This is a genomic window from Allorhodopirellula solitaria (assembly GCF_007859855.1).
Lineage (GTDB): Bacteria > Planctomycetota > Planctomycetia > Pirellulales > Pirellulaceae > Rhodopirellula > Rhodopirellula solitaria.
Window position 1 is genome coordinate 120,295 of the sequence record NZ_SJPK01000005.1, and the last position, 22,104, is coordinate 142,398.

The window sequence follows — 22,104 nt, forward strand, 5'->3', positions numbered from 1 at the left end:
ATGTGAGCCTAGCGGGAGAATCGATGTACCGTGATCTCGTGAAATTTCTCGTCGGGGCGCAGCAAGGTAGAGGGAAAGTTCGGATGATTCGGTGTGTCAGGATAATGCTGCGTCTCGAGACAGAACGCGTCGTGGGGCCCGTGGCCGTTGCTGCTCTCGTTGCCGCGAAGATGATTGGCCGTGTAGAGCTGCATCCCAGGCTGGGTCGTTTCCACCTCGAGGATGCGTCCGGATTGCGGATCGATCACACGGGCTGCCCGGCGAAGCTGCCCCGCCTCGCCCGCCACAACGTAGCAGTGGTCATAACCTTTCGTGGCTGACAAGGCAGCGATGCGTTTGGCGAACGCGGTCGCCGAGCGGAAGTCAAACGGTGTGCCCTCGACGCGAACCATCTCGCCCGTCGGGATCAGATCTTCATCGACCTGCAACACCTCGTCGGCGGGGATCACGGCAACATGGTCAAGCACCGTCCCCGAATCCACCCCGCCTAAATTCCAATAGCTATGGTTGGTCAGGTTCACGTGCGTCGCTGCGGACGTTGACGCGGTGTACTCGATCGTCAGTTCGTCGTCGTCGTTCCAGCAGTATTCCGTAGTCACGGTCAATTCGCCCGGGAACCCTTCATCGCCGTCGGGGCTGACCAATGCATAACGCACGCGGTCGGCTCGGTCGGCAGCCTCAGCCCCGTTGGGATCCCCCGCAATGGTCTCGGTGTCCCAGTTGAGATGCGAAAAGTTCACCTTGCCGCCGTGCAAGCAGTGCTTGCCATGGTTGACGGTGACTTGATGGGGCACGCCATCAATGCTGAACCTGCCCAAGCCAATCCGATTACAAAACCGGCCCATCGTGCTGCCGAATCCTGGATGGGTGCCGAGATACGGTTCGAGCGAATCGAAAACGAGGTTTACGTTGGCGAGTGTGCCATTGCGATCGGGCACCTCCACTTCCAAAATCGCCGCCCCCCAACTCATCAGACTGACGCGGTGGCCGTGGCGGTTGGTCAGCGTTGTTTTAATGACGGGTTCGCCGTCGTTCGTCTGCCCGAAGGGTGCGGTAGTAATGCTCATGCTAGACAGCCCATGACGGTTCAAGGTATGAAATGTGGCAGCATCTTACCGGGAAGATCAACACCGATGTACCCGGTGCGGTCTCACCGCCGAGCCGCATCGAGTCGCTCAGAGGGTGAGGTGAGAAACAGTCCATGCACTCCCATTGAAGGTTGAATCAGTGAGCATCGCGTACAGTGTCTACCCCGATCACCAGACAGCGTCGGAGCGAGTCGCAGACCTGTTTACGAATGTGCTCAGCAGCGGTTCCCCAACTGTTCTCGGCCTCGCGACTGGTTCGACGCCGCTGCAGGTTTACGGTGAACTCTGTCGGCGTCATCGCAATGACGGCTTGTCGTTCTCCCAAGCGTCGAGCTTCAACCTTGACGAGTACCTAGGATTGGAGTCAGGGCATCCGCAGAGCTACCGGCATTTCATGCGTGAGCATCTGTTTGATCACGTCGACATCGATCTCGCTCGAACCCATCTGCCGGATGTGCACGCAGACGACGCCCAATCGGCATCGGACGAATATGAACGCCAATTGCAGCAATCCGGCGGCGTGGATCTGCAGTTGCTCGGCATCGGAACCAACGGGCACATCGGTTTTAACGAGCCCGGGACGAAGAAAGATTCACTGACTCGCGTCGTCGACCTGGCCCCTAGCACGATCGACAGCAATCAACGCTTCTTCGAATCACCTGACCAGGTCCCGCGTCAAGCGATCACGATGGGGATCGCCAGCATCATGCGGGCCAAGCAGATTGTGTTGCTGGCAACAGGGCAAGCGAAAGCCGCAGCAGTCGCTGGGGCGATCCAAGGCCCGATCAGCGCAGACAATCCAGCATCCTACCTGCAGTCGCATCCACACGTCCATTTTGTGCTCGATGAATCAGCCGCGTCGGAATTGAAACCGGGCGACGATTGAGATAGCCACTGCTACCGAACACGCGGGTGATAACGATTGTGAGCATCCGTCAAACCTTGACCGTCGCTGGGCTTTGATTCGATGCTTCCACCGCGATCGGCCGACGCAAGAGGAGGAAGGCAAGGCAACGGAATGCATTGCTCGAACAAATTCGAATCGCGACCGGATTTTCACTGCGACCCCAGTGATGCCCCGCTCACAGCGATACGGATGAAACCCAGATATCGACGTGGTGAGACCGAATGCAACTGCGGACATTCTCCCGACTTCAACGATGGACCGGACTCGGGCTCGTGGTCGGCTCCCTGGCAGTGACGGGTTGCCGGTCGACGGTCACGGTCACCGACACGTCGCGCACCGCCTCAGCCCAACTGCTGCTCAATAGCACGGCCGACGCAGTCATTCGGTCGTTTGACTTTGCGCCGCTGTGCGGGCGTCTGTGCTATCTCGACACGAATGGTTTGGGAGACACGGGAGGCGGCTATCTCGTTTACCGTCTTCGCGAAGAGATGGGATTGTGCGGTGTCCGCTTGGCGGAATCACGAGACGATGCTGAGGTCGTCGTCGAAGCGGGGTTGGCGGTATATGGGACCGATTCCTATAACAGCACGATCGGCGTGACCGACGCCAGCAACATTCCTGATGTCAATTTGTGCGTTCGGGATACCCAATTCGGCGTGTCCAAAATTTCTCTGTTCGCCGTCCAACGCGACACCGGAGAGATCATCTGGCGTTCGGGTACCATGCGGGCTGACTCCCGCCAAGACATCCGCAATACGTTGGGGATGGGCCCTTACTTCAGCGGTACGATTGTGCATCCTGCCAACCGCGTCGGACAGACCGATTCGGCAGCCTGTTCGCTGGACGGATCCTGTTTCGGGCTGAGCGAGCGATAACACGCCCGCCGCACAATGCTCAGGCCGGCGCCTCGGATGCCGAGAGCGAAACAGTGGGCCTCGGCCAGAAATTCGTTCCTTAGCAGTTCGTCGCCTCGTCGACCACAGAATGGCTTTCGCTAAATTCGCCACTTATTGATGACGCGTTCCTTAACGGTCCAGTTCAAAGGGGCGATTGCCGAGGTTCACCGTCAGCTGCAATTCCTCGTCGCCGCGTTGCAGATCCAGCACGAGCGGAGTCCCCGAGCCAGCCGCTCCCACGATCCGCATCAAGTGGCCCACGTCCTGGACTTCCACGCCGTCGGCGCGGCGGATCACGTCACCATCGAGCAAACCAGCCATCCCGCCGGGAGACCCTGGGCCCGCGATGCTATTGATCAACGCGCCCCGCATGCGAGTGTTTTCCCCGGCCAACAGATCATCGGGAACCTTGCTAAGGCTCACACCCAGATAGCCTCGCTGGACGCGTCCGGTCCTGCGAATCGACTCGTAGATCTGCTTGGATAGATTGCTCGGGATCGAGAAACTCACGCCTTGGTACGTATCGCCCACGATCGCCGTGTTGATTCCGACGAGGGTGCCTTTGGCATTGACGAGGGGCCCGCCACTGTTACCCGGATTTACCGCCACGTCGCTCTGCATGAAATCCTGATATAGACCGCTAGCACCGTACTGCTCGCCGGCCCGCACGACGCGGTGCTTGCCGCTGAGAATCCCGAAAGTGACCGTCCGGTCCAGTCCGAAGGGGCTACCGACAGCCCACACAGGCGATCCGACCCGCAGTGCATCACTATCTCCCCAGCGAATGGGCATCAACCGATCCGCTTCAACCTTCAGCACCGCCAGGTCCGTCAGCGCATCCGCACCGACGAGCCGCGCCGGCAGACGGCGGCCATCGCTCAGTGTCAATGAAATCGATTCGCCGCCGGCAATAACGTGTCGATTCGTCAGTACGTATCCATCTTCATCGACCACCACGCCACTGCCCTGGTCGGACATACCAAAGAATTCACTGCCGAGCATCTTCCGGATCTGATCATCGGAGGCAGTCGGCTTACGCTGCACGTCAATGTGCACCACCGAGGGGCCAACCACGGATGTGACCATCTCATAACCGCGGCTGAGCGAATCAAGGGAAACGTTCTGCAGGCCTTCGCTACCCGTCTCGTACTCCGCCCGCAGTTCGCCTCGGTGCCAGGAATAGCGTACCTCTTCGACGATCCGTGGCACGCTGAAGCGGGCGATCAGCAGCATCACGATCATCGACGCGATCAGCGTCAAACTTTGGATGACCGGATTGCTGTCGGTCCGCCGAGAAGCCCGTGTCTTGAGCTCATCAGTTACTTCTTTCTCGCCGCCAGCGGAGGCGTCTGCTGACGTGGTCCCATCGGAGTCAGTGGAATCACCACCATCGCCAGGTACGACGGTGCCGATCGACTTGGCAGTGTCACTGGACTTGGCGATGTCACTGGACTTGGCGATGTCACTGGACTTGGCGATGTCACTATGCTGGGCGATGTCACTGGGGAGCGGTGGCGGTTCGACCGGCGGTGGCGGTGGACACGACATTGGCTCCTCCGCCAGCACAGCGTGGATAATCGCGTCCGTATCGGCAGCATCCGCGCCAGCTGACTCCTCTGGCGCTTTGCCGGAATTCTCGCCTTCTAGGTTTTTTATGTCGCCACGGTCGACGCCATCCCAGGAGACCAATTGTTCCTGCTCGGCGGTCGGGACAGCGACTCGGAAGGCCACGAGTTCGCGTGGCCGCGCGTCGTCACGCAGTCGGTCTCCGGGCGACGATTTTTCGTTGTGAGGCGTTGGTGACGTTTCATCCCACATGGGTGTCATCCTGTCTAATCTCGAGTGAGCGAACTCTCCATCACGCCGCCCGCGACCTGGCTTCAGACGGCGTGCGTGATTCGGACCGCCCCGGTCCGACGCAGTCGATTGTAGCGAAACACACCCACCAAAACGCGGGAAAGTCCATTTTTCTCACATCAATCCAAGATTAACGACCGGATATGCGGGCGGGGGTAAGGCTGGCCGCTCGGTCGCGGCAAGCCGCTGCGAGCGTCATTTCAGCTCGTAGTCGGCGTCGAGCCAGCACTGCGGAAGCGGCTCGCCGGAGGGGAATTTCAGCTCGGTCTTTTCGAATGATCGCGGGTCCTGTTCCTCCTCGCCGGCCTGCCGACGGCCTTTGACACAGGATTCCTGAGGGCTGGAAAGCTGCTTCACGTCGTCGATCTTGATCAGATCGTCCGATGCTGATTCTTTCATGAACATGGTTGGGACTCTTAGGTAAACGAGTTGCTGGATTCAGAGAGCGATTGTGAGGCAACGAACCGGCCCTCGAAGCGGGACGATCCGTCGATGAAGTACCAACGCGGCAGTGCAATTCGCATTCCCGATTTTTACGCCAGCCGCGAAAAGATCCGGCGCGCTACTTGCATCAACATTCCCGCGTGCTGCAGTTGCCGCTGAGTGCCAATGGACCACCCTATCGCCCGCATCTCTTGCCGGAGCCCTCTCATGATTGACTCAATGACCGACCAAAAATCCGCGGCCGACGAAAAAACTCTGGACCGTATCGCCACCCAAATCCGACGTTGGATCTTGCGCTGCACCTCTCAGGCCGGATCGGGCCACCCGACTTCATCGCTCTCGGCGGTCGAGTTGATGGTTGACCTCATGTTCGGCGGCACCTTTCGGTACGACGTGAAAACCCCCGAGCATCCTGGCAACGATCGGCTGATTTTTTCCAAAGGACACGCGTCCCCGCTGTTCTATTCGCTGTGGGCGGCCGCTGGAGAGGTTAGCGAAGAGGAATTGATGACCTATCGCCAATTCGACAGCGAATTGGAAGGACACCCGACCTCGCGGTTTCGATTCACCGAAGCGGCCACCGGGTCACTCGGTCAGGGCCTCTCGGTGGGACTGGGCATGGCGATCAACGCCAAGTACATCGACGAACTCCCCTACCGCACCTTCGTCCTGCTCGGTGATAGCGAAATGGCGGAGGGCTCGCAGTGGGAAGCGATCCAGTTAGCCGCCCACTACCAGCTCGATAACTTAATCGGTGTGCTCGATGTCAACCGATTGGGCCAGCGCGGTGAAACCATGTATGGACATGACCTGGAAGCCTACCGCCAGCGGATCGAGGCGTTTGGTTGGCGATGCATCTTGGTCAGCGACGGCCACGACCATGCCCAACTCAGCAGGGCCTACGAGTCGGCGTGCCAGTCCACCGGTCAACCCGTGATGATCATCGCCTGGACCGTCAAAGGCGAGGGAGTTTCGTTCTTGGAAAATAAAGAGGGCCAGCATGGCAAACCCGTCAGCGATGACAGGATCGACGAAGCCATGTCCGACGTTGGCGACGTTAACGAGACCGTGGTCGGAACGATCCACCCGCCAGCCGAGGTGACGCAGCGGCAGGTACCATCCCAGACGCCACTGCCGATTGAGTACGAACTCGGCGAAGAGCTAGCTACGCGGGACGCCTACGGAAATGCTCTCTGCCGGCTGGCGAAGAAGTACCCAGATCTGGTTGCGTTTGACGGCGAAGTGAGCAATTCCACGCGAGCAAAACAATTCGCCGACGAGCATCCCGAGCGTTTCTTTGAAATGTTCATTGCCGAACAAAACATGGTCGGCGCTGCAACGGGAGTGGCCCTCCGTGGCAAGCTGCCTTTTGTATCGACGTTCGCTGCCTTCTTCAGCCGCGCATTCGATCAGATTCGCATGGCCCCCTATAGCGGTGGCAGTGTCACGTTCGTGGGCTCTCACTGCGGCGTTTCGATCGGGCAGGATGGACCGTCGCAGATGGGGCTCGAGGATATCGCGATGTTCCGCACGATCGCTGACGGTGTCGTCCTGTATCCCTGCGATGCCGTCTCCACCGAAGCTCTCGTCGACGCCTTGGCCGATCGTCGCGGGCTCGGCTACCTTAGAACGACCCGAGGCAAGACCCCAGTCATCTATGCTGCGGATGAAGAGTTCACGATCGGCGGCAGTAAAGTGCTGCGTCAGAGCGACCAGGACCGTGTCACGCTCGTCGCCGCTGGCATTACGCTGCACGAATCACTCGAGGCCTATGACGTCTTAAAAGAGCGCGGGATCGCCGTACGCGTCATTGATTTGTATTCGATCAAACCGCTCGACCACGCCACGATCCGGCACGCTGCAGACCAGACTGAAGTGGTCTTTACCATCGAGGATCATTTTCCTGAAGGCGGTCTCGGCGAGGCCGTGCTGACGAGTTTGTCCGATCATGCGACCCCGGTGAACTGCCTCGCCGTGCGGAAGCGGCCCCTGAGCGGTTCACCCGACGAGCAACTCGATGCCCAGGGACTCTCCGCGGCGGCCATCGCTCGCGCGGTCGAAATGCACTTGGCCTAGCCGCCTATCGTCCGGGATTCCCCTCGTCTCATCCGGCCACAGTAGATGGATCACCGGATTCCTGCGATCGGGCCGAGGAAACGGGCGACAAGGTCTTGCCAAAATCCGCCTAGTGTTGCAAACTAGCGTCCTCTCGCCGGTATTCACCGCCAGGCGGGTTCGGCTCAGTGCCCAGGCACCGAACGAAACTGGGAGGATAAGCGAATTGGTGAGCGGCCTCACTGGAACTGAGGTACCCCGTAAGGGGCTGCGAGTTCGAGTCTCGTGTCCTCCGCTGAATGGAAAAAACCTCGCAAAACCAAGTGTTTTGCGAGGTTTTTTCATGCCCTGTCGCTCCCCTGGAAAGATCGCAGGTCCACGAACCGCACTCGTTCGATCTCGCCCGCCAGACCCGCGAAGCAGGGATCGACGTAGCCGCACGCAGCGAGCTGGTCGAATTGAGAGGCGTCGCAGGGAGGTCCGCACGATTTCATCAAGACCAGCTCTTCGGCGCCGCGCATCCGAGCGAACGCCGCCGCGAGAGCATCCGAGGTCACGTCCCAACTCGCTGGCAGCCCCATGTTGCCCGCACCCCGCCAGAAGAAAACCCCTACCTGGACAATCGCCGTAACGGGACGGGCGTTCGCTGCCGTCGATTTCACCGCCGCCTGCTCGACTTCGTCCAGGGTCTCGCAGAGCACGACGTCGTCGAGGATTTCGTGAGCCAGTCTCGCGGTGTGCTGCAGGAGATCGATGCTGAGCCAATGTGCGAACGCTTCAGGCAGCCGCTTGGCCTGATCGATCCGGCGGACCGCATCGACCATCTCGCCACCACCGACGATAACCCACGTCAGCGGGTGAGGGTTGTCCTGGCACCAGGCCCGGAACTGTTCCTTCAAGTGAGGCAGAGTCAGCAGGCTGCCGCCGATTTTGATGACACGGGGTTGTTGCAAGGATTCTGCTCGCGAGTCGGTTTAGGTTTCCTAGCGAATCTTGCCATGTTTTGAAGCGTCGTAAGACTTCATCGCGGCTTCGAGGCAGGCTCACTCGAGGGCAGCATTGGAGAGACAGTGTAGATTCGGCCAAAGCAACGAGCTAGCGGGGCTGGCGAGAGAACGTCTTTCTCGCTGTCGCGTTCAGCATCGCGGTACTCGCACGCGACTCTCGCATCGTACTCGCCGGTGGCCCGATCTCCGTTGCCAAGGTCCATCGACGTCGGCAAGCGAGCAACGCACTCGATGCGTTTCGCGTCATGCCCACCGTTGTCGCCAGGTCGGCGGTTCCATCCAGCAAGGCTCGCCCGCTTCGTACGACTTGATGAAGAGTTGCATGTTTTCTCTTTCTTCGTCATTGCTGGTGAGGTGAAGCGCCTTCCGCTGAGACGAGACCGCGGACTTGAAGTCGCCCTGCTCTGCATAAGCAGCAGCGAGACAGCTGAGGTAATCGGCGTCGATATCATCCATGAGTTCGCTCGCTTTGGTGATGAGCTGCAACGCGCGAGCTCCGTCCCGGTAGCGACCCTGAGGGCAAGTTGCCAAGATCTCTGCGAGGGTCGCAAGGCGGTACGGCGAATCAGGCTCAAGTTCGAGTGCTCGTTCGAAGTCGGCCAATGCTTCGACGTACCGTCGCGTTGACGCGAAGTCATCTCCTCATCGAAGGCTTAGAATCCTCGGCGCCGAAGCGGCGCCGGAAATCTGTAATCGTGGCGATCATCTGATCGTCGAGCCGCTTCACGGTAGGACGCCAAAGCTCATTGGGAACACCACCGAAGAACGGTTCTGCGATAGAAGCGGCAATGCACGCCATTGTGTCGGCGTCACCGCCCATGGAAATGGCGAGCCGTATGGCGTGTTCGACAGACTCCGATTCGAGAAACGCGCAAATCGAATGGGGCACAGAACCTTTGCAGGATACATCGAATGAGTAAAATGCTCGCAATTCGTCAATCGGTTGAGTGAGATCATACCCAATCTCCGAATCGACAAAATCACGTACGTCATCCTTCGTCCCGCCCGTGCGAGCGACAAAGACACTTCCGGCAACAGCCAATGCGCCGAGTATTCCATCGGGATGGTTGTGGGTCACGACGGCTGTCTCTTCAGCGAGCTGCAGTGTCTCAGCAAGCGACGAACCAACATAGGCAACCGGTGAAACTCGCATCGCCGAACCGTTGCCCCAGCTACCGTATGGTTCGGTGTCGCGGCACATCGCCCAATTGCGAAACGTTCCACCGTATCCGGCGCCGGGATACCGGTCGACATATTCGTGGAAGTAGCGTCGGAGGTCACCCTTGTGCAGCAACCAATCGGCAACCGCGATGGTTAGGACACTGTCGTCCGTGAAACAGGAGTCTTCGGAAAACAACTCAAAGTCAGTCCGCTTGGTGGGAGAGCGCTCAAAACAAGATCCAATCACATCACCGACAATGGCACCAATCACGATTATTCCTCTAGCAGATTTGCGAATAAACAGTTTCTGTACAACATAGAGCGTTCACCCCGCTCCCGTGTGGGCTTGCCCCGCATGAGAGCAAAGTCTGTCGGCTTGGGGTCCTCTCAGACAAGCTGACAGGGCGACGCGTGTCGATGCCGCGACTTTCTAATTTGGTTCTTCTCGGAATTTATTGGCTGATCCGACGGAAGCGTGCGTCCATGGTTTTCAAGGCATGGCTCCAGTATCGAAGGATTTATTTGTGGGATGTGATTATCAATGTTAGACTGGCACTTCCGGGAGAAACGGAGCCGAGCTCTGCAGAGGTGCGGGCTTGGCAAGGGATAGCTCGGTCGCCAGCGTTTCCCTGCAAAAGCGGTACGCCAATGGTGTTGTCGGTCCCTGGCGAGCGTTTGTTCGTCAGGGACGCATTTTTGAACGAGCATTGGATACTGGAGCCATGCCTCAAAAAAACTTCCGCTGTGCTCTGCGCACGATTCCGTCGGATGAACCACTCAATTCCGAGAAGAACTGCTTCGAAAGATAGCTGTGTCCCTCTGACTTCGTCCTCTGACTTCGCTTCCCGCGAATTCGCTCAGTCTGCAATGAATTCTCCGCCATCGCGGGTAATCAACTTCTGCAGCTTGTCGCGGTCAATCGGGTCCATTTGATCGACGGTGCCATCGGCCATCAAATAACGCAGCGGTTGGCCCTTGATGGACGTGACGTTGGTATTCGTTAAATCCTCGGGCTTGGTCCAGGGGACGCTCTTGCTGGCTTCAATGACAAGGATCGTAGGCGAGGTGCCATCGGTAAAGTCTTGGAAGCGCTGTCCGTCACCAGTCCCTAATCCTCCGTGCTCGGTGGCAAAGCCAAGTAAGTGTGTTATGCCAGGGGCATCGTCCGCTGCGTTGGCAGGACTGCCATAAACACTAGGCATCTTTTCTAACAGCTTGGAGTTATGCTCACTGTCCCAAGTCTCGTCAAAACGATACTCTTCAAACAGTTTCGTATGATCAATGAAGGGGAGGATCGCGACTCGCCAGCTGAATGGATGCATGGTATTACCATTGACACCGTGGCTTCCCTCACGGTAGTTGGTACTGCCGGGAAGCTTGTGATAGGTACTGTGAAAGTTGTGAAATCCAGATCCGATTTCCTTCAATGCGTTGTTCGCCTGTGGCGTTGCCGAATTCGCTTGACCACCATTGCTTTTGAGGATGCTCCTCTGGATCGCCTGCCACTCTTGGAGCGTGAAATTGCCTGTCAAAGCTGCGGAGCTGCGTATCGCTGATTGGATTCTTGGAGCCATGGTGATTTCGTCGTCCACAACGATCGCGAGTTGTTCGTTGAGGCTCGTTCGCGTCAGTTGTCGGACTTGTTTTTCGAGCGTGGGATCGAAGTGAAGTTGCAGCCGATAGGAATCAGCCTGTTCGGGCGATGGCACTATCTGCGTGGTGATGTGACCGGACATCTCTCGCCACTCGATTCGCGTTGTGGGCTGAGACGACGCCAATGCGTACCTTGTTCCATTGTGCTCGCGCACGATCGGTGCTTCGACCTCATCAGCTAGCGGAATCCAAATACCATGGTTCGTCATCACCGCAGAAAACTTGTGTCCACGGGGCAATGTGAGCATTTGTTTCGCTTCGGCAAGCTCTTGCGGGGTCAGGTCGTCTTGATCCAGCAAGATCATCATCGCGAGCCGCTCTCCCGAGGGGACCCCCGTGTTGCCGATGGCTTGGACCGGAGCAAGGGCCTGGTCAAATTGGGGAGGTGTCGAGGGTCCGTTCCAAGACGGACGAGGCTTCCGAGAGGCTTGCTGCTCGCCCGCGATCCGGCTGCCCGCTGGGGCATCAATCTGCGTGGTGGTGCCGTCGGGGAATTGAATTGAGATGATGACGCCCAGTATCAGACCAAGCAGCAAGCCAAGAAAGCTCGCTGCGATCGCGACCGTCGCCGGCACGTCCTGACGAGAAGGTTTCGTCATCGTGGGAGAGTCAAATCGTTGGGGTGGTTGCGATGGACGATCTTTGGCAACTGCCACCCCCTCAGCCCTTGCGAGCAGTGTTTTTACTTCATGACCGTCTGTGAACTTTGCTAGCCGATCGGCGACCTCACGGGGTGTCTGAGGACGGCGGGCAGGCTCTTTTTGCAACATCGAATCGAGCAACTTCCCGAGTTCTCTGGGCGCGTTGGCAGCACGATCGCAAAGTCGTGGGGGATCGTTGGAAACGTGAGCGGTCATCTTGGCAAAAGGCGTGGGATGATGCTCATCGGCGAAAGGAGCACTCCCGGTCAACAACTTCATCAGAGTGCAGCCAAGTGCATAGATATCCGCTCGGGCGTCCACGGTACGACTGTCGGCAATCTGTTCAGGGGCAATATAATCTGCCGTTCCCATTGCTTGACCGGTCCCCGTGATCTCGGGGTGATCGGGGGCACCGTACTGAAAACGAGCAAGTCCCAGATCGAGCAGTTTCACTTCGCCAGTACGACTGAGCATGATGTTCGATGGCTTGATGTCCCGATGGACGAATCCTTGATCATGTGTATACGCGAGTGCCAAGGCGACGTGGCGCAAGATTTCGCACGCATCAGCAATTCGCATCGGCCCGCTTGCGGCAACGAGCTGTCGCAGATCAAGGCCATCGATAAACTCGGTGACCAGAACTGCTGTGCCCTCGATTTCGCGTGCGTCATGGGCGGTGACAATGTTGGGATGGCTGAGGCGCCCAACGGCTCGCATCTCCGATTCAAATCGCTGTTGCATACGCGGATCGGCGAGCCGATGGGTCGCCAACACCTTGATCGCCACCTGCCGGCCCAGCTTCGTGTGTTCGGCAAGATAGACGCTGCCCATGCCACCTGATCCGAGCGAGCGAACAATTTCATACTCCCCGATGTGAACTGGAAGTTCGTCAAGCAGGAGATGGGATGTCGCGGAAAAGGCTCGTACAGCTCGGGCAACCGCATCCGAGCAGTTTGCTTCGTCATCCAGCCGAGAGTGTGGAGCGTCCTTGCGAAGATTCGCGATCAAGGAATCTTCACAGTCGTCACGAGTTTCCAGCTCGGATGTGCACGCGGAACATTCAGAAAGATGTTCAAAGACTGCTTCGCTATCCTCGTCGGCAAGTTTTCCCAAAGCGTAATCGTGCAGTTTCTTCGAGGGCGGGCATTGCGACGGGATTGCAGTCATCATTGCATTTTCCTTCGAGGTAAGACAAATTGGAAGGGGGACTTCGTGGGTAAGTAATTCGCCAGGAATTTCGGAATTACAGGGCCGCTCCAGTTATGAACGCAAACGTCTGACACCACTTTTTGAATGAACTCCGCACGCAAACACCACAGCGATCACCCCACGCTCTCCACAGCATGCCTCTCGGGCGTTCGGCGGATGGCCCCAGAGCAGTGGGAGCGTTTGGCATCTGTGTTCGGGCCGATCATTTATCGTTGGTGCCGATCATCGGGGGTGCCGGAGGCCGACGCAGCGGACGTGGTGCAAGACGTTTTCAGCACCGTGGCCCGAGGGATCTCTCGGTTTGAGCGCCGGGAAGCGGAAGGCAGTTTTCGCAGTTGGTTGGCTTCGATCACGCGCAGCCGGACGGTGGACTACTTCCGTCAAGCCGCCAAGCAGCAGCAGGCCGGCGGTGGAACGCAAGCCATGTTGCTACTGCAGCAACAAGTCGACGCGGTAGAATCAACAATCACCAGTTCCAATATGCTCAGTGCGATCTGCCAGCAGATACTTCGCGAAGTTGAAGCGGAGTTTGAGTCGACGACGTGGAAGGCGTTCTGGCAGACGACAATCGACGGCAAACCTGCAGCAGACGTTGCCGAAGCAACTGGACTTTCGCGAGCCAGTGTGTATCAAGCCAAGTCTCGCGTCCTTAAGACACTGCGACGCCGATTAAGCGACCTGCAGACGCTCGATCTCTAGTGCTTCATTGCACTTGTGGCGGCCATCGTGATCAATCACGAATTTAGGGAGGAGCAGTTGCGGACGGACCACGGGGACATAGCACTTTGTCCACCAGGCGAAGTCAAACTTCTTCGAAAGGTGCTATGTGCCTCTGACTTTCCGTGTCCCTCTGACTTTCCGAATCTGGACGACTCGGGGCGGCGCGGCAGCCTGAAGGGATTCCTAAGTGTCTCGTTGGAAAGGTACCTGGAATTGCTTGATTGGACGGGGCGTCAAATTCGCAGCGACAAGGTCGGGTCAATCCCAGAGCATCTGCAGCCCATCCTGACTCGCATCGGCTTGGACACCCATGGTTGGTGCGACATTGTGCTCAAGTTCGGACGAGTATTCCGCCGCGCCGCCGGCAGCCCAGAGCATTTGGCCGAAGAGGCATCTCGGCGCGACCAAAAATGGCTTTGCGCTCCCGGCAATCCGTTGGGCTTATCGTCGGTCTGACACAAACCGATGACAACTAGCTCGAATTCGATGCCCCTGGATTGGCTGCTGCGCGGTCGTGGAGCAAGTAACTGGAAAACGGTCGGATTGCCAGTGACCAAATCTGAATTGGCCAGATTGCCGGGGGCATCTACCACCGAATCCGCGATCTCGTGCGCAAAAAAAGGGCTCATCCGACGGAAGCGTGCGCCCGAGGTTTTCAAGGCATGGCTCCCGTATCGAAGGATTTATTTGTGGGATGTGATTATCAATGTTAGACTGGCACTGGCGGGAGAAACGGAGCCGAGCTCTGCAGAGGTGCTGGCTTGGCAAGGGATATCTCGGTCGCCAGCGTTTCCCTGCAAAAGCGGTACGCCAATGGTGTTGTCGGTCCCTGGCGAGCGTTTGTTCGTCAGGGAAGCATTTTTGAACGATCATTGGATACTGGAGCCATGCCTCAAAAAACCTTCCGCTGTGCTCTGCGCACGCTTCCGTCGGATGAACCAGGTCATTGTGGTGTGCGACAATCTTAACACGCACACGAATGGAGCCTTCTACGAAGTCTTTGAACCCGATCGTGCGAGATCATTGGTTCGCCGCCTTGAGTTCCACTATACGCCCAAGGATGGCAGTTGGTTGAACATTGCAGAGAACGAGTTGAGCAGCATGACTCGACAATGCGTTGCTGGTCGCCGGATCGGTGATATCGCCACGCTCGAATCGGAGACGTCTGCATGGGCTTGCGATGCCAACAAAAGACAGCGTGGCGTCGATTGGCAGATGAAGATCGACGACGCAAGAACAAAACTCACATCGATCTACCCGAAGATTAAGCTGTGACGCAGCGCTAGTCGCCCTGTTCACGGCTCGACGATGCGATCATCCGTTCACTAGCCCGCATCTTTGTTGAGGGGTATCGCTACGCCCCCGTCGCGTTCATGCTTTTTACAGCCGTTGGCTGGCTCACTACTTCAATGCAATCCTTCCCAGGTCCGCGTGGATGACAAAACCGAAATCTGAACTCGCCTTGATCACTACGGTGGCGCAGTTGCTCGCCGTCGTGCTGGCAGTGGCCGCATTGTTTTTCGCGCGAGATGTCTTCATCCCACTAGCACTCGGATTGCTTTTATCGTTTCTGCTCAGCCCAATCGTCATTCGGTTGCAGCGGAGGGGCGTCCCCAACGTCCTGGCGGTCGTCCTGACCGCGACGCTGACGTTCTTGCTACTCGCGGGCGTGGCAACACTCATTGGCGGCGAGATTTCGAATTTGATCTCGGATCTGCCCACGCACCGCGATGAGTTGGTCAATAAAGCTCGCAGCATGGCGGGCATGACGACAGGAGTCGGTGGATCGCTGGACAAGTTAGCTGATGACGTCACCCAAGCGATGGAGAGCGGCGCGGAGTCCGAGACCGAAGATGCCGACGAGGCGGAGTCGGACGACGGAGCATCAAAAAGCTCCGAGCCGGCGGCGGACAGCTCCACCACCGAGGCTGTCCCCGCTCAAGCAACGCCTCCAGACGACCCGACGCCCGGCATCATTGAGACTCCTGGCTTTGACGATGCCATCGAAGGGCTCCCCGTCGAAGGGCTCCCCGTCGAAGCGCTACCCGACCGAGGGCCGACCAACGTTCCGGGCGACCGATCGCTGGTGCAGCGCTGGACGGACAGATTTTTCCCGGCCCCCGGCGCCGACCAGATGGAGTTCACTCACGACGGATCGTCTCCGAAGCGACCGCTCTACATGATTGAGATCCAAGACGACCTGCCACTGGCGTCTTGGGCATCGACTGCCGGAACGATGCTCGGGCCCTTGGCAACAGCAGGCTTGGTATGTGTGATCGCGTTGTTCACGTTGATTCACCGGGAAGACCTGCGTGATCGGATCATCGCGGTGGTCAGCCATGGAGATTACGTCACGACCACCGAAGCGATGGACGAGGCGGCCGGCCGGATCAGCCGTTACCTGATCGCTCAGACGATTGTCAACACTTCCTACGGGGTGGTGCTTTCGATCGGCTTGGCAGTCATCGGAGCTCTGATGACTGAGCAAGGGGCCTTTCCCAACGTGTTGTTGTGGGGAGCGATGGGGACCTGCCTGCGATTCGTACCTTACATCGGTCCCATCGCATCGGCGGTCTTCCCGCTCACGATGGCGTTCGCGGTCTTCCCCGGTTACAGCGTGTTCATTGCCGTCGCAGCACTGATCGTCACGATGGAACTAATCAGCAACAACGTTTTGGAACCTTGGCTCTACGGCGCCAGCACGGGGATCTCTGCAGTCGCAGTGGTCTTTGCTGCCATCTTCTGGGGATGGCTGTGGGGACCGGTCGGCTTGTTCCTCTCGACGCCGCTGACGGTTTGCTTCGTCGTCCTCGGCCGATATGCCCCCCGCTTCGAGATGCTATCGATTTTATTGGGCGAGGACGTCCAGATCTCGCCTTCAATGCGGTTCTACCAAAGGCTGTTAGCGAGCGACGAGCACCGTGCCGGCGAGATATTGACGCAGCATGTTGAGGAACATGGTATCGATCAAACTTGCGACAATGTCCTCGTACCGGCACTCAAAAGAATTCGCTTGGACCACGACGCTGAGAATCTCACGGATGCCGACGCGAACCGACTCTTTGCACTGACCGGCGGACTGATTGCCGCCTATGAAAATCCGGAGCCCGCTGATCCGGAGGACCTTCAAGACGGGAAATCCCAACTGAACTCTGGCGACGAAACCGAGGCGAGTCCGTCCGAGGCGAGCAGTGCTGGCGACTCCACTTTGCCGACCATCGTAGGTTGCACCTCACACCACTTCAGTGAGATCCTGATTCTGAACCTACTTCGGATTGCCGGAGCGGAAAGCTTCCGGCTGACGGCAATCGACGACGAAAAGATACCGCAAGATGTGGGAAAGCAAGTCGCCCAAATGGATCCGCCACTGGTTGTGATCGTGGTATTGCCCAAGGGTGGTTTTGCGCAAGCCCGCTATCTGTGCAAGACCATTCGCGGTGAGGGCTATCAAGGCGCGGTGGTGATCGCGTGCTTGGGCAAATTCAAGAATTACGACAATCTGTTCGTCAAGTTCCGCAAGGCCGGTGCCACCAGCATGACGACTTCCTACTCGCAAACAGCAGCCAAGATCCGATCCATCCTCGCTCAAAACGACCCAGTGCTCGCCACCGATAAGGCAGCGATGAAGAACCAGGAACCCAGCTGAGCATTCAGTGCCGCCGCGGACGAAGCGGCGAGCCGTGGTTTGCCCACGAGTGATGCTTCGCCGCAGGCGTTTTTCGAAAATAGCCGTTGGTGGCGATCCGCTGACCTACAGCTATCTTCTATAAACCGCTGCGGGATACTTGTGGGAAAACGACAATCTGTTGTCTCGTCGGCATATTGTCTTGTCGGCGACCAAACGGCGTTCGCAGAATTCGTCATCCATCGATCACGCGTTGCTTAACTGTCTAAGAGGATATCTTTGACAAGCCGGGTTGGTTTGACGCCGGTGAGCTTCTGATCGAGACCTTTGAACGGATAGGTGAGTTGCTGGTAGTCGAATCCGAGCAGGTGTAGCAGCGTGGCGTGGAGATCGCGGAGTTGGACTGGATTGGTCGTCGCCGTGTATCCAACAGGGTCGGTTTCGCCGTAGGTGAAGCCGGGTTTGACGCCGGCGCCCGCCATCCAGATCGTGAAGGCATCGGGGCTATGGTCGCGGCCCATGTACGCCATCGTGCCGCCGCCCCGGTTCTCACGCATCGGGGTGCGTCCGAACTCCCCACCCCAGATCACGAGGGTGTCTTCGAGCAAACCTCGCTGGCGTAAATCCTTCAATAAAGCCGCGACGGGTTGATCGGTCTGCTTGCATTTATCGCGGAAACCATGATTGAGAGACTCGCCCTTACTGGAACCGTGAGTGTCCCATCCCCAGTCAAACAGTTGAACAAAACGCACATCCTGCTCGACGAGCCGTCGTGCGAGGAGGCAGTTGTTCGCAAAGGATTCCTTGCCCGGTTCGGCGCCGTAAGCAGCCAAGGTCTCTGCGGACTCTTTGCGGATGTCCATCACGTCCGGAGCGGCAACCTGCATCCGGAACGCCATCTCGTACTGCGCGATGCGCGTGAGTGTCTCGGGGTCGCCATACTGCTCGTACGATTCTCGGTTGAGCGTGTCGAGCGTATCGAGTTGTTGTCGTCGCCGCGAGCGTGACACGCCCGGCGGATTGGTGACGTTGAGAACCGGATCTCCCTGCGATCGGCACTGCACACCTTGATACACCGAGGGCAAAAAGCCAGAACTCCACAAGGCCTTGCCAACCCTCGGCAACCGCCCGCCCGAAAGCAATACGATGAACCCGGGCAGGTCCGAGTTTTCTGTCCCCAACCCCCAAGTAACCCAGGATCCAATCGAAGGCGACCCCATGACGGTAGCGCCGGTATGACAGAGTAACTGCGCCGGGCCGTGGTTGAACTGGTCCGTTTGCATCGTTTTGATAAAACAGAGCTGATCCACGCATTCGGCTGTATGCGGCATCATCTCGGACACCCAGGCTCCGCAATCGCCATGCTGCGAAAACTGATACTGATGGCCGAGCATCCGCGGGGTGCCGTTGATGAACGCAAAACGTTTTCCCTCCAGGAACGATTGCGGACACTCCTTGCCATCGAGCGCATTCAGATCCGGCTTGTAGTCAAACAGCTCCAACTGGCTGGGGGCTCCGACCATGTGCAGATAGATGACCCGTTTCACCTTCGCAGGCTGGGGCGGAGACAAGGGGCTGAGCGGATCCGTGGCGGCATGCTGGGGCTGGAAGCCTGCTTGAGCGCTGCCCGCCATTTGAGACGCTAGGTACAACCCGCCCATCCCCGCTGACATGCCCGAGACACATTGATTGAGGAAGTTTCGCCGCGTCGTGTTCTCCAGCGATTGGCGAACGACAGATTGCGCGAGAGTTTCTCGTTGAGACATTCTACTTACTCATGATTTCGTCGAGGTTCAACAGCACCGCCGCAACCGCCTGCATGGCGTCGTCGGGCGGATCTCCGTCGTCGAGACAGGTTTGATAAAGCGACTTCAGGGCGGCAAGCTCCGCCGTATTTGGATCACGCGTGGCAACGGTTATCCAACCGAATCGCAGCTGGTCGCCAACTTCATCGTGCTCGTTGAGCATTCGCGAAGCGAGCGCCTCGGCACACTCGACAAAGGTGGTGTCATTGAGCGTCGTCAAAGCTTGCAGTGGTGTGTTGCTGCGGAGCCGGCGGGGCGTGCAAAATTCACGCGACGGGGCGTCGAAAGCCGCGAACATGGGATAGGGGATACTGCGTTTGGTGTAAGTGTAGATCGAACGACGATACCGATCGGGATCGTCCGTGCCAGGTGTCTTCCAGGGGTCGCCCGCGAATGGTTTCCAAATTCCTGCGGGGATGGGTGGCTGGACGGGCGGGCCGTGCAATTTTTCGGTCAGCAACCCAGAAGCAGCGAGCGCCGCGTCACGAACCATTTCGGCTGGCAAACGGAAGCGGGGGCCGCGAGCGAGCAAACGGTTCTCAGGATCGCGGGCCTTCAAGCCCGGACGACTGGCCGCGTCCTGACGGTAGGTGCTCGAGAGCACAATGGATCGCAAGAGCTCCTTTTGGCTCCATGATTGCTCGCCTTGAAAACGCGTGGCAAGATGATCGAGCAACTGCGGATGCGAGGGTCGCTCCCCACTCGAACCAAAGTCCTCCTCCGTTGCCACGATACCAATCCCAAATAGCCGGGCCCACACGCGGTTGACGGCCACCCGGGCAGTGAACGGGTTGTTGTCGCTGGCGATCCACTTCGCGAGAGTTAGACGCGTCGGCGGTGAACCCGCAGAGGCATCCGCGTTTTCCCCGCCCGCCGAGACCAGCGGCGGCATCGATGCTGGAACACCTGGTTCAACTCGATCGGCCTTAGTCAGAAACAGGCCGCGAATGAATACGTGCGTCGGTCGACTGAGGTGCTCGGGCCGCTCGCGCATGATCGGCACCTTCGTACTGGCGATTTCCTTCCGCTGCGACTCGGCTTTGGCAAGCCGCTCGCGTTGGTCGACCAATGCCTCGCCGCCAAGTTGTGCCTGCAGATCCGCGACGTCCGAAACAGCGAGACTGCCCCGGCGCGAGACCAAAGCAAACGCACCGAGTGCGTTGACGCTGTGCTTGAGCTCAATCTTCAGTTCAACGGGTTCATCGAGATTGCTTGCCCGGTTGATAGCTAGCGGCTTGTCGAGGACGAGCACAGCCGTCCGTGGGTAATGGATCCGAGTGTAGGCTGCGAATCCATCGCGTGATTTCTCATTCAAACTCTGATCGGGGTCTTTGAATGGGTGCGCTTCATCACCGATCACTCGATCGAGTAGGACGTGGACGACATCTTCACCAGGCACCAACAGACTGGCCTTGATCTGAGAGAGCACAAACCCCCATTCCGAATCCGCCTTTGCCGTTTCCAAGTTCCGCGGCGCCAGGGTTAAACGAATGGCGGTCAATTCCTCGACACCAGCTGGGATTTCACCGGTCAATGTGATCGTGGTCCCATTGGAGAGCGTATCAGTGGTAAAGAACTCGGTCGTCCCGTCGCGAATCTCGACATCGATATCGGTCTGTTTGTCCGCCTCCGCCCTCAGTTCGGTGATCGGCCGCCAGTGGGCATTTTTATCGGAGACCACATCACGCTCTCGCCTCCAGATCGATTCCTCAAGACTGCGAATTTCCCGATCGAGATTCACTGCCGCGTCGTTGTTCTTGCTTTCCAAAGGCACGCGAAGGATGGGATACTCTTCGCCGAGATCGCTATCGGCCGTGTTATTGAAGAACGCGACCGATTGATAGAATTCCTCGTGAGAGATGGGATCATAGGGATGGCTGTGGCACTGCACACAACCGATCGTGATGCCCTGCCAGGTCTGCCAAACGGTACTCACTCGGTCGAGCACCGCTGCGATCCGAAACTCTTCGTCATCGGTACCCCCTTCATCGTTCGACTGTGTCAAACGGTTCGAGGCCGTCGCAACCAAATCGTCGATCGTGGGTTGTTCGAGCAGATCGCCTGCGAGCTGCCGAATCGTAAACTCATCGAAGGGCATGTCATCGTTGTAAGCATCGATCACCCAGTCTCGGTATTTCCAAATGTTCCGTCGACCGTCCAGCCCAAGACCCTTCGAGTCGGCATAACGAATTTGATCCAGCCAAACCGATGCCCAGCGTTCACCGTATTGCGGCGATGCCAGCAGACGTTCGATCGTCTCAGCGTACACCCGCTCCTGCTTAGCCTGATCGTCGCATGCCCGCTCGAGATCCGCCGAGAACGCGGACACCTCGGCCGCCGTCGGTGGCAATCCGGTCAAGTCAAACGTCGCCCGCCGTAGCCACTGCAGCGGCTGGGCAGGCGGCGCCGGCGAAACGCCTTCCCGCTGCAATCTCGCCAGCACGAACCTGTCGAGCGGGCTGCGGCACCAATCGTCGTTGCCGGTCTCGGGAATCTCCGGTGCAGATGGCTGCTCATAGGACCAGGGCTGTTGCCACTGAGCACCTTCGGCGATCCAGCGAGTCAATACCTCCACCTCTTCCGCGGCCAGCGGTGAACCGTGTTCGGCCGGGGGCATGATCTCGTACTCATCGTCCGACGTGATCCGGTCGATCAACAGAGAGTCTTCGGGAGCACCGGGCTCGATCACCGCCAGGGCCGCGTCGCGGTGGATGAACGACACATCCGCGGCTTGCTTCACACCGCCATGACAGGCGACACAGTGCTCATTGAAAATCGGCTGGATATCGGTTGCAAACTCAACGGCTGTCGTCAACGACGAGTCAGCCGCGGCAGCCGCTCCGGCGTCCGCTGGCGACTCAGCAGCCACAACCGTGCTAGCGATCGCTGCAGCCCACCAAATGAGTGCAATGAATGGGTAGCGGGAGATGATCGAATCAAACATTTCAGTGGTATTCAAGGGCTGACGACAACTTCAAACGCTAGCAAGCGATGAGTTCATCCGCCTCGCTCGAGCGTCAAATTTGTACAGTCACC

At 58.2% G+C, this 22,104-nt stretch carries 16 protein-coding genes and 1 tRNA gene; 8 read left to right on the plus strand and 9 right to left on the minus strand.

Translation table 11 applies throughout. From position 1 onward, the window contains the following. Positions 1-8 precede the first annotated feature (8 nt). Positions 9-1,067, minus strand: a complete 1,059-nt coding sequence (locus tag CA85_RS11750; RefSeq protein WP_146391537.1) for an aldose epimerase family protein — start codon at positions 1,065-1,067, stop codon at positions 9-11. 160 nt (positions 1,068-1,227) lie between these two features. Between CA85_RS11750 and nagB the strand changes: the two genes are divergently transcribed. Together nagB and CA85_RS11760 are read left to right on the plus strand one after the other, a co-directional pair. Then, a complete protein-coding gene (gene nagB / locus CA85_RS11755; protein ID WP_146391538.1) occupies positions 1,228-1,974 on the plus strand; it encodes a glucosamine-6-phosphate deaminase in 747 nt (248 codons plus the stop codon). A gap of 242 nt (positions 1,975-2,216) precedes the next feature. Continuing rightward, positions 2,217-2,870: a DUF6655 family protein gene (locus CA85_RS11760; protein ID WP_146391539.1), complete on the plus strand. Its 654-nt coding sequence runs from the start codon at positions 2,217-2,219 to the stop codon at positions 2,868-2,870. A 150-nt stretch (positions 2,871-3,020) separates the two neighbouring features. On the opposite strand, the gene CA85_RS11765 is transcribed toward CA85_RS11760, so the two are convergent. Further along, positions 3,021-4,709 (minus strand): S1C family serine protease, encoded by a 1,689-nt coding sequence (locus CA85_RS11765; RefSeq protein WP_246112720.1) that lies wholly within the window; start codon positions 4,707-4,709, stop codon positions 3,021-3,023. A 234-nt stretch (positions 4,710-4,943) separates the two neighbouring features. Beyond that, a complete protein-coding gene (locus tag CA85_RS11770) occupies positions 4,944-5,153 on the minus strand; it encodes an acetyltransferase (RefSeq protein WP_146391540.1) in 210 nt (69 codons plus the stop codon). Positions 5,154-5,399: 246 nt separating this feature from the next. On the opposite strand from CA85_RS11770, the gene CA85_RS11775 reads away from it, so the two are divergent. Then, positions 5,400-7,268 (plus strand): transketolase, encoded by a 1,869-nt coding sequence (locus CA85_RS11775; protein WP_146391541.1) that lies wholly within the window; start codon positions 5,400-5,402, stop codon positions 7,266-7,268. A gap of 191 nt (positions 7,269-7,459) precedes the next feature. After that, positions 7,460-7,542 (plus strand) — tRNA-Ser (locus tag CA85_RS11780). A gap of 46 nt (positions 7,543-7,588) precedes the next feature. Here the strand turns inward: CA85_RS11780 and CA85_RS11785 are convergent. From CA85_RS11785 to CA85_RS11800, 4 genes are all read right to left on the minus strand, one after another. Further along, a complete protein-coding gene (locus CA85_RS11785) occupies positions 7,589-8,200 on the minus strand; it encodes an amino acid kinase family protein (RefSeq protein WP_146391542.1) in 612 nt (203 codons plus the stop codon). A 297-nt stretch (positions 8,201-8,497) separates the two neighbouring features. After that, complete coding sequence (locus CA85_RS11790) at positions 8,498-8,740, minus strand: hypothetical protein (protein WP_186774888.1); 243 nt, start codon at positions 8,738-8,740, stop codon at positions 8,498-8,500. 148 nt (positions 8,741-8,888) lie between these two features. Continuing rightward, positions 8,889-9,686, minus strand: a complete 798-nt coding sequence (locus tag CA85_RS11795; RefSeq protein WP_146391544.1) for an ADP-ribosylglycohydrolase family protein — start codon at positions 9,684-9,686, stop codon at positions 8,889-8,891. Positions 9,687-10,272: 586 nt separating this feature from the next. Further along, entirely contained in the window at positions 10,273-12,879 is a 2,607-nt protein-coding gene (locus tag CA85_RS11800) for a protein kinase domain-containing protein (RefSeq protein ID WP_146391545.1), read from the minus strand. Positions 12,880-13,002: 123 nt separating this feature from the next. Between CA85_RS11800 and CA85_RS11805 the strand changes: the two genes are divergently transcribed. The 4 genes from CA85_RS11805 to CA85_RS11820 all read left to right on the plus strand — a co-directional run bounded on the left by CA85_RS11805 (position 13,003) and on the right by CA85_RS11820 (position 17,284). Beyond that, positions 13,003-13,617 (plus strand): RNA polymerase sigma factor, encoded by a 615-nt coding sequence (locus CA85_RS11805; RefSeq protein ID WP_146391546.1) that lies wholly within the window; start codon positions 13,003-13,005, stop codon positions 13,615-13,617. Between the two features lie 234 nt (positions 13,618-13,851). Further along, a complete protein-coding gene (locus CA85_RS11810) occupies positions 13,852-14,094 on the plus strand; it encodes a hypothetical protein (RefSeq protein WP_186774889.1) in 243 nt (80 codons plus the stop codon). Between the two features lie 477 nt (positions 14,095-14,571). Further along, a complete protein-coding gene (locus tag CA85_RS24890) occupies positions 14,572-14,913 on the plus strand; it encodes a transposase (protein ID WP_186774890.1) in 342 nt (113 codons plus the stop codon). A 160-nt stretch (positions 14,914-15,073) separates the two neighbouring features. Then, entirely contained in the window at positions 15,074-17,284 is a 2,211-nt protein-coding gene (locus CA85_RS11820) for an AI-2E family transporter (RefSeq protein ID WP_146391548.1), read from the plus strand. A gap of 236 nt (positions 17,285-17,520) precedes the next feature. Here the strand turns inward: CA85_RS11820 and CA85_RS11825 are convergent, their stop codons facing one another. Together CA85_RS11825 and CA85_RS11830 are read right to left on the minus strand one after the other, a co-directional pair. Further along, on the minus strand, positions 17,521-19,029 hold the full coding sequence (locus CA85_RS11825; protein ID WP_146391549.1) for a DUF1501 domain-containing protein: 1,509 nt from the start codon (positions 19,027-19,029) through the stop codon (positions 17,521-17,523). 1 nt (position 19,030) lies between these two features. Further along, the gene (locus tag CA85_RS11830) at positions 19,031-22,012 is read right to left on the minus strand and encodes a PSD1 and planctomycete cytochrome C domain-containing protein (protein ID WP_146391550.1); all 2,982 of its coding nucleotides are present in this window, start codon (positions 22,010-22,012) and stop codon (positions 19,031-19,033) included. Positions 22,013-22,104 lie beyond the last annotated feature (92 nt).